Origin of the sequence: Paenibacillus sp. FSL L8-0333, assembly GCF_037965665.1 — a bacterium.
Lineage (GTDB): Bacteria > Bacillota > Bacilli > Paenibacillales > Paenibacillaceae > Paenibacillus_AQ > Paenibacillus_AQ odorifer.
In genome coordinates this window covers 153736-169733 of sequence record NZ_CP150186.1, presented here as the reverse complement: position 1 = coordinate 169733, position 15998 = coordinate 153736, and the positions used below count along the sequence as shown (strand labels likewise).

Sequence of the window (15998 nt, the reverse complement as noted above, 5' to 3'; positions counted from 1 at the left end):
AATATCTGGACACGGCCCCGCCAATATTGAAAAAAGCAGGCAACCCTTTAGAAAAAGGATAACCTGCTTATATGTCATCGACTACGATTTCTCACAAAATTAACTATCCAGTGTTTCGCTCCAGTCATGCACCATCGTGCCCTCTAGGTACTTCTCGGCATCCATTGCTGCCATACAGCCAGATCCCGCTGCAGAAATTGCCTGACGATAACGGGTATCCTGCACGTCGCCACAAGCGAATACGCCCGGGATGTTCGTTTCTGTCGTTCCAGGGTTGACCACAATGTAGCCGTTGGTATCGGTCGTAATTTGTCCCCCTAAAAATCCGGTGTTCGGCGTGTGCCCGATCGCGACAAACACTCCGTCCGCTTCGATGAGTTCATCAATTCCCGTCTCATTGTTGCGAACCGTCAGCCCTTTAACGCCAGACTCGTCGGTTGTAACCTCAAGCGGTGTACGGTTAAGAGCCCACGATACCTTACTGTTATCCCGTGCGCGAGCCTGCATAATCTTCGAAGCTCTAAGCTCATCACGACGGTGAACCAATGTTACATTGGAAGCGAATCGGGTTAAAAAGCTGGCTTCCTCCATCGCTGAATCTCCACCACCGACGACAATAATCTTTTTGCCACGGAAAAAGAATCCGTCACAAGTAGCACAAGTGCTGACCCCACGGCCCACATTCTCCTGCTCCCCGGGGATTCCTAAATATCTGGCAGATGCGCCGGTTGAGATGATCACTGACTCCGCTTCTAATACTCCCAATCCATCTACAGTCACTTTAAATGGACGCTGTGAAAAATCAACTGAATCCACCCAGCCATTCTTAAATTCAGCTCCAAAACGTTCAGCCTGCTTGCGCATGTTGTCCATTAAATCCGGGCCTAGAATTCCTTCAGGAAAGCCTGGGAAGTTCTCGACTTCTGTTGTCGTTGTCAGTTGTCCACCTGGTTGCATACCTTCAATCACAAGTGGGTTTAGGTTGGCACGTGCCAAATAAATTGCAGCAGTAAGCCCGGCTGGGCCTGTTCCGATTACAATCGTTTTGTACATAACAGTGGCCTCCTCACAATAGGGTTTATTTAGAAGAAACGGGCCCTTTTTTGGCATGCATAGCCGCCTTCGGTGCCCCTATAAGGAACATTAGCGTTTACGCAAGACATATAAAAAGGGCTCCGTTTCTACGAAATACTACATGATCGATTTAGATATTCTCGGTAAATGGCGGAAGACTGTCGCTCACACTTCCCTCGAAACTACATTCCTCATCTATGCGCCGAGCATAACGACTGACCATAGATACAGAAACATTGTAACGCTGAGCTACTTCACGATAGGTGACCGGCAGGTTATGCGTCTTAGCAATTAGATATTCTAAGGCAGCACACCAGCCATTCGCATGACGGATAAACGGAATATCCGGATAAAGGCTGCTCAGAAATTGCTTCCAAAGTAATTCAGCATCTTTTTTGTGGATTGCATCATATCTTCGATCCATCATACTAAGGGTCTGATCGATAACTTTCTGCCAATCCTCTCTCCATTCCGGCAGTCCCTTCAGACGCGGGGAAGAGGTTTCTTTGACTTCCTGAAGCACATTCTCTTCAGGAACACTTCCAATCAGCCGCTGCAGACTAAGAAGTGCCGCTTCTTGCAGCTTTTCTTCCTGCAAGGGCTGCTGCTTCAGAAGTCCTTGCAGAATTTCGGACATCTCTTCATCTTCAATCCACCGCAGAGCTTCTGTAACCTGAAGCTTCGTATTGGCATCCCCGTAGCGGAGCGCCCAGAAGAAGGAAGAGCGAAGCAGCGGATTGTTCCGTACCTCTTCGGTAAAGCTGCCCTTGTTGTCCTTCCACAGCTTCAGCTGCTCCTGAAAAGGAAGCTGATAGTTGTAGCTGACCAGCGACAGCGTTTTGCCTTCCCCCTGCGCCTGCTGCAGCTGAGCTAGAAAAAATCTCGGCACAGCCGATTCCGGATCGAGCTTAGCCGCCTTCTGCCAGCAGCGCTGGGCTTCTGTATACAGGCCACTATTGCTGGCAGCAGCCGCACAATAATGATAGAGACTGGCGTCGCCACCGACCTCTTCATCCTTCAACAGACGTCTAAAATGGCCATAGGCGGTTCTATGGCGTCCCAGAATCCCCATGGTGGTGGCCATTTTGAACAGATGCTCCTGATGAAACGGAATAGTGGTCTCCAGAAGGCGTAACAATCCATCCAGTTGTCCGCGGTCACCTTCATACTGAAGGAAGATCGCTAAGTTACAGAGTGCATGCAAATTCCCGGAGTCCTGCTCCAGCACCCGCATAATACATTCCTTAGCTTTGGTAAAACGACCCATGTAAAAATACGCTAGGGCTAGGTTGTTATGTGCCGCCAGGAAGTCAGGCGTATTGCTCACAATCTCTTCAAGCAAAGTGACGGCTTGTGTAAACTTGCCCTCCTCCAACAGTGCTCGGGCTCGCTCATGCTCTATTACACCTTCCCGGCTTCTAATCCGGATAAGTGGAGCAGGACGGTCCAGCTCATATTGCAGCAGCTCCATCAATTCTTCCGATTCGGCCAGAAATTCACCGTTCACATCTTCTTCGAGATAAGTGACGAGTGAGCGTTCTGCCTCCTCATAGCTTTCCATATTGGCGAAGTTGTTAGCCATATAGAAATAACATTCCGTCATTGCCGGATCAATATTCTCCAGTACATGGGTTAAAATGTCGTTGGATGCTTCATAATTACCCATTTCTGATAATACGCCAGCCACGTTGCAATGATTGACCGGATTCTCCGGCTCGTACTCTACAGCTTTGCGAAAATTCTTTAATGCCTTATCATATTGAAAGCGATCCAAGGACCGAACGGCTCTTTCAAAGAAAAAATTGGCATTCAGAGTTACAGGAATCACATTATCATTCCCCAGTTCATACTCTGAAGTTCTCTCAATCATGGAAGCAAGGCACCTCCCTTATAAGAAGCTTCCTTATACTAACGAAAAATAGGAGGGCGGCGCCCTATGGGGTATGCCGGAGCTCCATCCTTAATCGCTATTCCGTTCCCTTATTGGGCGCGGGTATCTCCACACAGTATACCACATGTGACAGCGAGAATCTCAAGTTGAGAAAGACTCTACCACTCTGCTTACAACATCTTTTTTGACAAAAAAATAAAAAAGACGGGGAATTAAATTCCCGCGTCTCTAAATAGCTTATCGATTGAACCACCCTCAAGGATGATGTGCGTAGCCTGGGCAAGCATCGGTGCAACAGATAATACCGTAAACCGACTTGAATGGTCATCAGGCAGTGCAATAGAATCTGTCGTAACCACTTCCTGAATAGAAGGATGGTCAAGCCGCTGTAGCGCGGGCCCTGAGAATAATCCGTGCGTCGCGCAGACAATACTGTCCTTCGCACCTCTCTCCTTCAGACCTTCCACCACATTCACAATGGTCGTCCCAGTATCGATCAGATCCTCAATAATGATTGGTGTCCGTCCCTCGACATCACCAATCACATGAGTGATTACCGATTCATTATGGGCTGGACGCTTCTTGATCATAATGGCAAAAGGTGAATCCAGCTTATTCGCCAGCTTCTCAGCCATAGACGCACGCCCTGCATCCGGGGAAACAATGACCAGATCAGACATTGCCTTGGCTTTCAAATGGCTGCTGATCAAATCGAGTGCAGTCAGATGATCGACCGGAATGTTGAAAAAGCCTTGAATCGCCGCTGCGTGTAAATCGATAGTGATCACGCGGGTTGCTCCAGCGGTCGTCAGCACATCAGCCACCATCTTAGCCGAAATCGGCTCACGAGGTGCGGACTTCCGCTCCTGCCGAGCATATCCATAATACGGCACAATAATGTTCACTGTACGAGCTGAAGCCCGTTTGGCAGCATCTATCATCACCAGCAGCTCCACGAACATCTCATTAATGGGATGCGAAAGGGATTGCACCAAAAATACGTCGCAGTTCCGGATGCTTTCTTCGTAATGCACGTAAATCTCGCCGCTCATGAAGCGGGTCAGCTTTATCTGCCCCAATTCAACACCAAGTCGCTCCGCAATATCAGCCGCTAACTTTGGATTCGACGAACCGGAAAAAATACGTAATTGTTGATGATGCATAATACCCTCCTGCGGATTATAAATTATTATAGTTTGAACTGAACAGTGGTACGGCGGCGTCCCTCAAATACAGCCAGCTCACGAAAACCAGTGTGCCAAAGCATGCTACGCGCCTCTTGCAGCCCGTCCCCCAGCTTGGCAGGATCATGTGCATCGGAGCCTAATGTCAGCGGTATGCCGAGCCTTAGGGCCTCCTGTAGCAGATGCTCTGCCGGGAACATCTCAGCGCAAGGCTTCGTAAGTCCGGAAGCATTCAGCTCCATGGCGATTCCACTATCCGCTATAACCTTTAAGGTCTCTAGCTCCAGCGCCTTCACCTCAGCCTTGCCCTCCGGTGTTTGTGGACCATAACCGAACCGTTTAATAACATCCATATGTCCTATAATATCATATAATCCCGATAACGCCGACTTCTTTACCGCATCGTAATAAAGACGATACACCTCTAGCGCATCTCTGCCTTCCCAACCATGAACCTGGCGGTGATCCGTAATATCCCACTCCCCAAGAAAATGCACAGAACCTATAAGATAATCCCATGGATACGGCGACAAAATCTCGCGGATTTGCTCTTCGTATCCTTCGATATAATCGGCTTCCAGCCCCACCCGCAGGTCTATGACTCCACGGTAACGCTCCTTTAGGGTCAGACATTCCTCCACATAACGAGGCAGCTCAGCCATTGGCATAGCCATTTCAGGATAATAGCTGGCGGGATCTACGTGGATGAGCGGCAAGTGGTCGGACAACCCCAGCTGCTGAAGTCCAAGCTCTATCCCGCGCTGCACATACTCCTCAAGCTTACCCACGGCATGGCCACAGCGTTCATGATGCGTGTGGTAATCAATATGCATCACTCAGTCCCCCTTAGTACTGATCCCGGCGTGGGCGTTCGTGACGGGTACTCAACTCTTCCATAATCTCATCCAGTGGAAGCTTACGTTCTTGCAGCAATACCAACAGATGATAGATCAGATCACTGACTTCAAGGCGCAGCTCGGCGTTATCTTTATTTTTGGCGGCAATAATGGTCTCGGAAGCTTCCTCGCCTACCTTTTTGAGGATCTTATCCACGCCTTTATCAAACAAATAAGTGGTATACGCGCCTTCCGGGCGTTCCACTTCCCGCTCAGCAATCACACGCTCCAGCTCACCAAGAACAGCAAAACGCTCACCATCTGTCAAACTAGACACTGGTTTCGAAGCATCTGTTATTGGGTTATTCAAAGGAATCTCACGGAAAAAGCATGACGCAGCTCCAGTATGGCAAGCTGGTCCTTCAGGCACAACCTTCACGAGTAGTGTGTCGCTATCACAATCATAGGATATGGAGGTAATAGCTTGTGTGTTGCCTGAGGTTCCGCCTTTATGCCAAAGTTCGCTGCGTGAGCGGCTCCAAAACCAAGTCTGACCACTCTCCAGTGAAAGCTGTAACGATTCGGAGTTCATATAAGCAACCATCAGTACCTCTAAACTGCTAGCATCCTGAACAACCGTAGGCACCAGACCGGCTTCATTCCAGCGAATGCCTGCCAGAGCTTCTTTTTGGCTTATTGTTGTATTCTTTTGTGTTTCGCTCATCGGATTTCTACCCCTTTTTGCTTCAAATCTGCCTTTAAATCATTAATTGCAATCTCTTTATAGTGAAAAATGGTCGCCGCAAGTCCCGCATCGGCTTTCCCTTCCGTAAATACATCGTAAAAATGCTCCTTCTTCCCAGCGCCGCCAGAAGCAATCACAGGAATACTGAGCAAATCGCATACTGCCGAGGTTAGCTTCAGATCGAAGCCGTCTTTTGTGCCATCTGCATCCATACTAGTGAGCAAAATCTCGCCTGCGCCCAGCTTTTCAGCTTCTTTAGCCCAAGCCAGAGCACGGATGCCGGTGGGCTTACGCCCGCCATGAGTGTACACTTCCCATTCACCAAAAGCCTCATTATATTTAGCATCTATCGCTACTACAATACACTGGGAGCCAAATCGGCGAGCACCCTCCAAAATTAACTGAGGATTAGTGATGGCTGCCGTATTAATGCCGATTTTGTCTGCGCCTGCACGAAGAATCCTTTTCATATCATCAGTTGTAGAGATCCCTCCACCCACTGTAAAAGGAATGGCAATCTCACCGGCGGTCTGCCGCACAACCTCGATCATCGTTGCTCTACCTTCTACGGAAGCCGATATATCTAGAAACACAAGCTCGTCTGCGCCCTCGCGGTCATACAGTGCCGCTAGCTCTACCGGATCTCCAGCATCACGCAGATTCACAAAGTTAACGCCTTTGACTACCCGTCCATCCTTAACGTCAAGACAAGGGATGATACGTTTTGCTAACATTATGAAATCCCCCTTTCTTTAAAAAGCGTTTCAAACGCCTAAAGTGTGTCGGTCCCCCTAAAGCCCTCTTAGCCCAGGGGGAGCCCAAGGGCCCCTGCCCTTTGGAAACCTTGATTGTTGGCATGGCGGATCATAGCCCACCCGGCTGAACCATAGCCCACACTACTGAACATGTGCTATGATCGCTAACCCCTTCGGGGCCACTTCCTAGATCCATAACACCTTCATGTTCCGCGGTTTTGACCCTTATGTGGTCGTAAGAGCTCGCGCCACCTGCAAGCCCACGAGTATTTAGTTGCACAACGTGCAGTTATTTTATCAGCCTTTTTGCAAGCCACTCTTTTAACTGCATTTCGTACAACTAAATCTGGGGATGAGCTTATAAATCAACTCATCTCTGAGTTATAGCTGCACGAAATACAACTAAATTAGCTAATCAGCTCTAAAAAGGAAAAATAGCTGTATAAAGTACACTTAAATCATCATCCGAGGAAAAATACCCCCCCGCCGCCTAATTACGCCTATTGTAGCAGATTGTGCAGCGGGTTTTAGCCGATAACCAGCTTAGTTCAACATTCTATTGCACTCAGTGCAATAGAATCGAACTCATACCCTCTAGTTGAGCAGTCTGTTGCATTTCGTGCAATAGTTTCCTGTAGAATCCACGAAAAGGAGATTTTTAACCAGTTTTGATTGTACAAAGTGAAACACATTAGCTAGTTGGGTTTGTTGCTTTATTGGTCAGCTGGTTTGTTTTAGCTCTTTTGTTGCTTTGTTGTTTAGCCCTTTTGCTGGTTTACTAGTTTGTTCGTTTAACTTTTGCTAGTTTGCTTCTCTGGGCGTTCATTTAATTATTATTAGTTACTCATTTACTGTTACGTCTATTTCTTTTATCCACTGCTCATTGGATTGCTCAACTGTTGTCTTTTTGTTCATTCGCTCGTCTATTAATTTAGTTTGGTGATTTGGTGATTTGGTGATATGTGTTCACTACGTTACTGTTAAGTCTATTTCTTTAACCCACTGTTGGTTCTGTCTGTTTCATTGATCCACTATTCCTTGGCTAACCCATGTCGTCTTTTTGTTCATCCGCTCATGAATTAGCGCGTTCGCCCAACGCTACTTCTGCCCAAGCGCTCGCAAAGCTTCAGAAAGATCAATATTGCCCGTGTATAACGCCTTGCCAACAATAGCTCCACCCACACCGCTGCCGTTGTGCACGTTCAGACGCAACAGATCATCAAGACTGGTGACTCCGCCGGAGGCGATCACTGTTTTACCGCTGGCTTGCGCCATGGACAGGATACCGTCCACGTTCGGCCCCTGCATCATCCCGTCACGGGAGATGTCGGTGTAAATGAACGTCTCGGCTCCTTTTGCCGCCAATTCTTTGGCAAGAGCTTCAGCACGAACTTCGGAAGTGTTCAGCCAGCCGTGTGTAGCAACATAACCGTTGCGCGCATCAATGCCAATCGCTACTTTATCGCCGTATTTTGCCAATACCTCTTCGGTAAAAGCATGATCGTTAATCGCAGCAGTACCGATAATGACGCGGCTAACGCCAAGTCCGAGCAATTTCTCTACGTCCGCAAGATTGCGAAGACCGCCGCCCACCTGCACAGGAACGTTAGCATTAGCAGCAATAGCACCGATGATCGCATCGTTCACAGGATGACCTGCTTTCGCACCATCTAAGTCCACCAAATGAATGAACTTTCCACCTTGCTCTTCCCATGATTTTGCCACCTTTAGTGGACTATCATTGTATATCGTTTCCTGATTGTAATCCCCCTGCTGCAGCCTGACGCATTTTCCATCCCGGATATCAATCGCCGGATATACAATAAAAGAAGACATTTGGCGCTCCCCACTTTCGTTACATTATATTTATAGCGTGGCTTACGCCCGCTCTCTCTTAATCTTCAAGTATAAACGCCTTCGTCGTCCTTATAAGGACGGTAAGCGTTTAAGCGAGAAATATAAGGATAAAGTGTATTGTGAAACTTATACTTTCTTATATTTCAAAAAATTACCCAACAGCTTGATTCCCAGCTCTCCGCTTTTTTCCGGATGGAACTGCATACCGAACACATTATCTTGCCCGACAATAGCCGTGACTGGGTAACCATAATCTGTGACAGCCAGCAGATCACTCTCTTTTGCTACAAGCGCGTGATAAGAGTGGACAAAATACACATGCCCCTCCTCAAGGCCAACAAAAAGCGGATTCTCCGGCTGTCTAAAGCTGAGCTTGTTCCACCCCATATGCGGCACCTTATAGCCATCTCTAGGAGCGAACCGCACCACTGAACCCGAGAGAATATCTAGCCCCTCATGGCTGCCATGCTCTTCACCGGTGCTAAACAACAGCTGCATGCCAAGACAGATCCCAAGCAGAGGCTGCTCTCCAGCGGCTACCTGTTTGACGACAAGATCCAAACCATTCTCCCGCAGATGCCCCATCGCATCGCCAAATGCACCGACACCTGGCAGAATGACACTATCAGCAGCGAGAATTTGCTCGGCATCACCCGTCACTACACACTCATAACCGAGACGTTCTACCGCCTTGCTCACACTGTGCAGGTTGCCCATGCCATAATCGACGATTGCAACAGTCATCCTACAGCACTCCCTTCGTAGAAGGCACACCCTTCACACGTGGATCAATCAAAGTTGCCTCATCCAGCGCCCGTCCAAGCGCTTTGAATACAGCCTCAATCATGTGATGAGTGTTAGAACCGTAGTGTACGATAACATGCAACGTAATCCGTGCTTCGAGCGCGAACTTCCACAGGAACTCCTGAACAAGCTCCGTCGAAAAGCTGCCTACCTGCTGTGAAGGATAGGTTGCACGATATTCAAAGTGCGGGCGATTGCTGATATCGATCACAACCTGCGCCAAAGCTTCATCCATCGGTACAAAAACACTCGCATAACGTTTGATTCCTTTTTTATCACCCAGTGCTTCGTGCAGCGCCTGCCCTAGGCAGATCCCAATGTCTTCAACCGTGTGGTGGTCATCAATCTCGATGTCTCCACGCGCCTGTACAGACAGGTCAAATTGTCCGTGCTTCGTGAACAGATCCAACATATGATTCAGAAAAGGAACATCCGTCTCCAGCTCTGAAACTCCACTTCCATCTACATTAAGAGACAACTTTATATCCGTCTCGTTTGTTTTGCGGCTTAATCCAGCTTGGCGCAAGGCCTGTTCGTTATTGTTCTCCATATCCGTCTCCACCTTTTCCTTCGTTCTTGAGTCGAATCTCAATGGCTCGTGCGTGGCCTTCTAACCCTTCGCGGCGTGCCAGCTCTATAATGGTCTTCCCATCACGCAAGAGTGCTTCCTTACTGTAATAGATCAGACTTGATTTTTTAATAAAATCATCCACATCCACTGGTGACGAGAAACGTGCGGTCCCATTGGTTGGGATAATATGATTTGGCCCGGCAAAATAATCACCCACGGGCTCGGAGCTATACGCTCCCAGGAAGATGGCTCCAGCATTCTCAATGCTGCCTACGAGGCCCATAGGATCTTCGACAACAATCTCCAGATGTTCTGGTGCCAGTCTATTCACTACGGAGATCCCTTCCTCCATAGATTCCACAACAATGATCGCGCCGTAATTCTCTACGGAAGAACGGGCGATCGCCTGACGCGGCAGTTCTTGCAGCTGACGCTCCACTTCGGCCGCCACGCTATCCGCCAGGCTCTGCGATGGCGTGACCAGAATCGCCGAGGCCATCTCGTCATGCTCGGCCTGCGAGAGCAGATCCGCTGCGACATAGGCCGGCTCAGCGGTCTCATCTGCCAGCACGACAATTTCGCTGGGACCCGCGATACTGTCGATATCCACGGCGCCATATACCTCGCGTTTAGCCAGCGCAACGTATATGTTGCCGGGTCCACATATTTTATCTACCGGCGCTATGCTCTCCGTACCAAAAGCCAAAGCAGCTACCGCCTGTGCTCCGCCCACACGGTAGATTTCATTCACACCTGCTTCTGCGGCAGCAACCAGGATATAAGGGTCAATCCCTTCTTTGCCGCCGGTGGATGGCGGAGTCACCATGACGATCTCCGGCACACCCGCGATCTGTGCTGGGATCACGTTCATCAGCACCGAGGAGGGATAAGCTGCTTTGCCACCAGGTACATATACCCCTACCCGCTTCAGCGGACGAATAATCTGCCCCAAGATCGTGCCATCCGGCTGCAAGTCCATCCATGAATTCCGTTTCTGTCTGGCATGGAACGCCCGGATATTGGCTGCAGCCGCTTGAATAGCGGATACGAAAGATTGCTCTACTCGGCCATATGCTGCCTGAAGCTCTTCCGGGGTTACCCGCAGCTGATTCGGCGTAAGTACGACCCGGTCAAATTGCTCCGTATAGCGAAGAAGCGCCGTGTCTCCTTCTTTTTTAATGGCGGCCACAATTTCCTTTACCGCCTGATTTTGCTCTGGCGTACCATACTCCACTTCCCGCTCTAGCTTAAAGTCCTTGCTCGACACAACCTTCATCGCTGGTTCCTCCCTTTACCCCTAACATCTGTTGCCGCCTACCGCAAATTAGGTTGCCCTATAACTGCCTGTAGTCGGTCACACAGTTGCTGTATCTCTTCATTTTTCATCCGATAGCTCACACGATTCGCCACCAGGCGGCTTGTAATTTCGAATATACTCTTCATTTCGATTAATCCGTTGTCCCGCAGCGTTTGCCCGGTCTCTACCATATCCACGATACGATCGGCCAGACCAATCAGTGGTGCAAGCTCGATGGATCCATTCAGCTTCACGACCTCGACCTGTTGGCCCTGCTCCCTAAAATACCTTGAAGCTACATTCGGATATTTCGTCGCTACACGCTGCTGAATCCCCGGCTGCCAGTTCGGCAATCCGATGATAGACATCCGGCAGCGGGCAATGCCAAGATCAAGCAGCTCGTATACATCACGATCTTCCTCCAGCAAAACATCCTTGCCCACGATCCCAATATCCGCCACGCCATATTCTACATATGTAGGTACATCTACTGGTTTCGCCAATATAAACTCCATCCCTGCCTCAGGCAGCGGAATAACAAGCTTGCGTGATGCCTCACCGTCCGGTGGAATCGGAAGACCTGCCTGGCGGAACAGCTCAGCAGCCTTTTCGTAAATCCGGCCTTTTGGCATAGCCACCTTCAATATCTGTGCCATTGTTAAGTTGCCTCCTTTTCCATCTCCATGCAAAATTTATGTTAATCGCTTTTTGTACTAGCGATATCCTCAGCCATGCTCACTTACAAAAGATACGAATGTATAGATTTCACCGTACCGTACACCCTCTGCTTCAACCGTGTCCGTATCCAAACGCTTCACCGTTTCAAGCTCTTCTGGACCTGCAGCAAGTCTAGTAACGACTGCATGACCCTCTGACCGCAGGCGTGTTGCCTCTTCCAAGCCTTCTTTTCTGCGAATCGCATCATATTGGATCAAAATAGGCAGCTCTTCCTCTTCGACCACTCCAGTTACACCATCCAGGATGCGATTCGTTTTTAAGGAAAATCCTGTGGATGGGATCGGACGCCCAAACTGTTGCAGCAGATTGTCGTATCTACCACCGCTGCATACCGGAAATCCTAATTCCGCTGCATAACCTTCAAAAGTCATGCCTGTATAATAGGAAAAGTCCCCGATCATCGTCAGATCAATCAGTACATGCTGTGATACGCCGTAAGAGACCAGCACCTCCCACACCTTGCACAAATGATCAATCGAATGACGGGCGAGCGGATGATTGCTCAGCTCTAGCGCCTGTCCACAAATCTCCTTGCCTCCGCGCAGACGCAGCAGCCCATCCAGTTCGTTCTTCTGCGCTTCTGTAAGATCCAGCCGCCGTAAAGTCTCCCGGAAAGAAACATAGTCACGGCCCAGCAAATGACTTTTCAGCTCCTCTTGAGCCTCGGGTAATTCAGGAAGTGCCTCTTGAAATAACCCATTCAGAAAGCCTACATGCCCCATAGCGATCTTAAAAGACTTCACACCCGCGGCTTGCAGCGAAGAAATAGCAAGCGCCACTACCTCCGCATCGGCCTCTGGTGAATCATCACCTACCAGCTCTACACCTGTCTGGAAGAACTCCGCTTCCCGCCCCGCTTCTTCCTCAATAGCACGGAATACATTCGCGTGATATGACAGACGCAATGGCAGTGGCTCATCCTTCAATAGAGAGGCAACAACACGGGCAACCGGGGCAGTCATTTCTGATCGAAGCACCAAAGCCTGACCACGATTGTTAAGTAATTTATAGAGCTTCTGGTCGGACGTAGAGCTAGCCACGCCAACTGTATCGTAATATTCCAACGTTGGAGTCATCATTTGCTGATATCCCCAGCGACTCATGCAATGCAGTACATCGTTCTCAATTTTGCGCAATTTCGTTACGGCCCGGGGCAGATAGTCCCGAACGCCAGACGGCTTCTCAAATCCCTTTGGTTTGGACATCTTCATTGTTCACCTCGTCAGTTATCATTAGATACTGTTTATGTTTACTTTACTATGGTAAAGTGGTAGCAAATTAAAGTATTTTCAATATCGTATCATGTTCACTGCTTTTTCGTCAATCAAACCCTTAGTCGAGCGTTTGGCATTTTCTTTATTTTTGCCTCCCCGCTTATCGAATACTATAATGAGCTAATACGATTGTACTTCATAATTTTGTAATTGGTGTTCTAAAAATATACTTTCACCTAGAAAGAAGGGCTAACGCTTGACTAAATCCTATATGATTGGCGTTGATATTGGTACTACAAGTACAAAGGCAGTTCTCTTCGAGGAGAATGGAGCCATAGTTTCACAAGCGAATATGGGTTATCCCTTGCATCAACCCTCCCCTTCTATAGCGGAGCAGGACCCAGAGCAAATCCTAGGTGCAGTCTTTCATACCATCTCTAATGTCATGCGGCAAAGCGCCGTAACTCCAGATAAGATCCTATTCGTCTCTTTCAGTTCAGCCATGCACAGTGTCATTGCAATTGATCAGCTAGGTAAACCACTTACTGCCTGCATCACTTGGGCTGACAACCGTAGTGCCGGGTCTGCACTTCGCCTGAAGAACGAGTTTAACGGACATGAGTTGTATTTGCGCACAGGAACACCTATTCATCCTATGTCACCGATTACCAAGCTAATGTGGCTTCGGGATGAGCAGCCTGAGTTGTTCCAACAAGCCTATAAATTCATTTCTATAAAAGAATACATATTCGCTCGGCTGTTCGGCGAATACATCATCGATCATTCCATTGCCTCTTCTACAGGCATGCTCAACCTTAAACTTTTGGAGTGGGATAAAGAGGCCCTGGAGATAGCCCATATTTCACCAGATCAACTCTCACGGCTTGTTCCCACCACAGAGATCATGCAAGGCCTGCTTCCCGGTCTAGCAGAGGAGCTGTTACTGCTCCCGGCCACACCTTTTGTCGTAGGAGCCAGTGATGGCGTCTTGTCCAACCTTGGCGTAGGCGCGATTAAGCCCGGTGTAGTGGCCGCTACGATTGGAACAAGCGGAGCGATTCGTACCGTAGTCGATCACCCGCTTACCGACCCTAAAGGACGGACCTTCTGTTATAACTTAACCCCAAAACATTGGGTGATCGGAGGACCCGTTAATAACGGCGGTATGTTGTTCCGCTGGGTACGGGATGAGTTCGCTGCTTCTGAAGTCGAAACCGCCAAACGTCTTGGCATTGACCCTTACGAGGTTCTAACGCGCATCGCGGAACAAGTTCCGGCAGGTAGCGGTGGTCTTTTGTTCCATCCTTACTTAACTGGTGAACGGGCACCGCTGTGGAATCCTGATGCTCGTGGCTCCTTCTTCGGCCTTTCGATGAATCACCATAAGGAGCATATGATTCGCTCGGTACTAGAAGGCGTAATTTTCAATATGTATATGGTTCTGCTGGCTATGGAAGAGCAAATCGGGCGTCCTAGCAAAATTCTGGCTACAGGGGGCTTTGCCCGCTCCTCAGTATGGCGGCAGATGATGTCTGATATTTTTGATCAAGAGGTCATCATTCCGGAGAGTATCGAAAGCTCCTGCCTCGGAGCAGTAGTGCTTGGACTTTACGCAACGGGCCGCGTGGACTCCTTCGATGTTGTATTCGACATGATCGGCTCAACTTACCAGCATGATCCGATTGATGAACATACCAAAGTGTACAAGCAGCTGCTGCCGATTTATATTTCCGTCTACCGTAGTCTGGAAAGCCAGTATCAAGCTATTGCGGAGTTTCAGCGGGAACAAGCTGGAGAATAGAGCAAAAAATAAAAAGCGCCGGTCAACCCGCACATACGGGAGACCGACGCTTTTATATTACCTAGCAGTAGACTATGCACTTTTGGAACCTGTTTTTGCTTTCTTTGGTGCGCCCGATCCAAAAACAATCCAAGACGCAGGCACATACCGGAAGACGAGAGCCACTGCCAGCCATGAAACCAGCAGCGCAACAAGCCATCCTCCTGCAATTGCTGCGATGTACGCAAGAGAACCCCCGTGAAACGGTAATTTTCTATAGAAATACAGCAACATAGGGTGTAATAGATAAATCCCGAAGGAGCATGCTCCCACGGATACCAAGAGTCTTGTCAGCAAGCTTCGACCTGCTCCATAGAGCAAGAAGGAGATTTGCAACAGCACCACACAAGAGAGCAGCGCATGCAGATTAGAGAAACCCTCATACCATAAGCTGTTGATGACAGTTTTTTTCGTGTAGTTATTAAACCATAGCTCAACATGAACAACCCCTGCTACAATCCATAACAACCACAACGTAATCCAAACCGGACCTTTACCGGCGCGCCAGCCTTCACGTGAAGGCACTAGCCATTTTTTCAAAGAAGAATAATACACCGCAATCCCAGCACCCAGCAGGAAATACGAGAAATAAGTAATCGCCAGACTCCCCTTGGATAACTGCCAATACCCGTGATTGGTCATGTATTTATTCAGCAGCACAAAACCCCACTGTAGTAATAACCCGATCAGCGGCGCCCAAGCCGCCAGATGACGAACCTTTTGCAAGCACCACAAAATAAGCGGAAATAACACGTAAAACTGAATAATGATAATAATATAATACAGATGCGTATATGCCGTTCCTGTCCATAAATACTTCCATAGCTTAGAAGCCATCTCCCCCGGAGGTAAGCCCCAAGTATTCCCGGCATTCATTTTTAACGCAAAATACAGCAGTGAAAATACTACATAAGGCACAATAATATAAAGCAGCCTTCTAGAGTAGAACTTTCCTAGCGTTTTGCCACCCAGCGGACGGTCAATATAGTTATAGAAGAGCACGAACCCACTCAAAAATATGAATGAAGGTACGGCGAACTGGCTGAATTTATTAATAAATAAGAACGGATGAAACATGTTTGTGCCTAGTGTCTCCGCCAACGTTCGTGAAGTAGCATGAATAGCCAGCACTGCAAAAATAGCAATCGCCCGAAAAATATCCAGCTGCGGAATTCTTTCTTTTTGTCTCATA

At 48.5% G+C, this 15998-nt stretch carries 14 protein-coding genes; 1 reads left to right on the top strand and 13 read right to left on the bottom strand.

Features of this window, described 5'->3' with window-relative positions; genetic code table 11:
• Window positions 1-99: 99 nt before the first annotated feature.
• The 12 genes from trxB to NYE72_RS00775 form a co-directional block, all read right to left on the bottom strand.
• Window positions 100-1053 carry a thioredoxin-disulfide reductase gene (gene trxB / locus NYE72_RS00830; RefSeq protein WP_036687084.1) on the bottom strand — a complete coding sequence of 318 codons (954 nt, stop codon included), beginning with the start codon at window positions 1051-1053 and terminating at the stop codon, window positions 100-102.
• A 151-nt stretch (window positions 1054-1204) separates the two neighbouring features.
• A complete protein-coding gene (locus tag NYE72_RS00825; protein WP_051491491.1) occupies window positions 1205-2944 on the bottom strand; it encodes a tetratricopeptide repeat protein in 1740 nt (579 codons plus the stop codon).
• Window positions 2945-3177: 233 nt separating this feature from the next.
• A complete protein-coding gene (locus NYE72_RS00820; RefSeq protein WP_036687083.1) occupies window positions 3178-4128 on the bottom strand; it encodes a ribose-phosphate pyrophosphokinase in 951 nt (316 codons plus the stop codon).
• 26 nt (window positions 4129-4154) lie between these two features.
• Window positions 4155-4982 carry a histidinol-phosphatase HisJ gene (hisJ, locus tag NYE72_RS00815; RefSeq protein WP_076101063.1) on the bottom strand — a complete coding sequence of 276 codons (828 nt, stop codon included), beginning with the start codon at window positions 4980-4982 and terminating at the stop codon, window positions 4155-4157.
• A gap of 13 nt (window positions 4983-4995) precedes the next feature.
• A complete protein-coding gene (hisIE, locus tag NYE72_RS00810) occupies window positions 4996-5709 on the bottom strand; it encodes a bifunctional phosphoribosyl-AMP cyclohydrolase/phosphoribosyl-ATP diphosphatase HisIE (protein ID WP_339211086.1) in 714 nt (237 codons plus the stop codon).
• Window positions 5706-6464, bottom strand: coding sequence for an imidazole glycerol phosphate synthase subunit HisF (hisF, locus tag NYE72_RS00805; protein ID WP_076101059.1), 759 nt, complete (start codon window positions 6462-6464; stop codon window positions 5706-5708). Before hisF ends, hisIE begins: the two co-directional genes overlap by 4 nt.
• A gap of 1119 nt (window positions 6465-7583) precedes the next feature.
• Window positions 7584-8321: a 1-(5-phosphoribosyl)-5-[(5-phosphoribosylamino)methylideneamino]imidazole-4-carboxamide isomerase gene (gene hisA, locus NYE72_RS00800; protein ID WP_339211084.1), complete on the bottom strand. Its 738-nt coding sequence runs from the start codon at window positions 8319-8321 to the stop codon at window positions 7584-7586.
• A gap of 147 nt (window positions 8322-8468) precedes the next feature.
• The gene (gene hisH, locus NYE72_RS00795) at window positions 8469-9086 is read right to left on the bottom strand and encodes an imidazole glycerol phosphate synthase subunit HisH (protein ID WP_038568103.1); all 618 of its coding nucleotides are present in this window, start codon (window positions 9084-9086) and stop codon (window positions 8469-8471) included.
• 1 nt (window position 9087) lies between these two features.
• Window positions 9088-9696: an imidazoleglycerol-phosphate dehydratase HisB gene (gene hisB / locus NYE72_RS00790; RefSeq protein WP_036687073.1), complete on the bottom strand. Its 609-nt coding sequence runs from the start codon at window positions 9694-9696 to the stop codon at window positions 9088-9090.
• Window positions 9683-10993 carry a histidinol dehydrogenase gene (hisD, locus tag NYE72_RS00785; protein WP_036687064.1) on the bottom strand — a complete coding sequence of 437 codons (1311 nt, stop codon included), beginning with the start codon at window positions 10991-10993 and terminating at the stop codon, window positions 9683-9685. The genes hisB and hisD overlap by 14 nt, the downstream gene beginning before the upstream one ends.
• A 38-nt stretch (window positions 10994-11031) precedes the next feature.
• Entirely contained in the window at window positions 11032-11670 is a 639-nt protein-coding gene (gene hisG, locus NYE72_RS00780) for an ATP phosphoribosyltransferase (protein WP_036687062.1), read from the bottom strand.
• 69 nt (window positions 11671-11739) lie between these two features.
• Entirely contained in the window at window positions 11740-12957 is a 1218-nt protein-coding gene (locus NYE72_RS00775) for an ATP phosphoribosyltransferase regulatory subunit (protein ID WP_036687060.1), read from the bottom strand.
• A gap of 280 nt (window positions 12958-13237) precedes the next feature.
• Between NYE72_RS00775 and gntK the strand changes: the two genes are divergently transcribed.
• Entirely contained in the window at window positions 13238-14767 is a 1530-nt protein-coding gene (gene gntK, locus NYE72_RS00770; RefSeq protein WP_339212037.1) for a gluconokinase, read from the top strand.
• A gap of 72 nt (window positions 14768-14839) precedes the next feature.
• Here gntK and NYE72_RS00765 read toward each other — a convergent pair whose 3' ends face one another.
• A complete protein-coding gene (locus tag NYE72_RS00765) occupies window positions 14840-15997 on the bottom strand; it encodes an acyltransferase (protein WP_339211082.1) in 1158 nt (385 codons plus the stop codon).
• Window position 15998 lies beyond the last annotated feature (1 nt).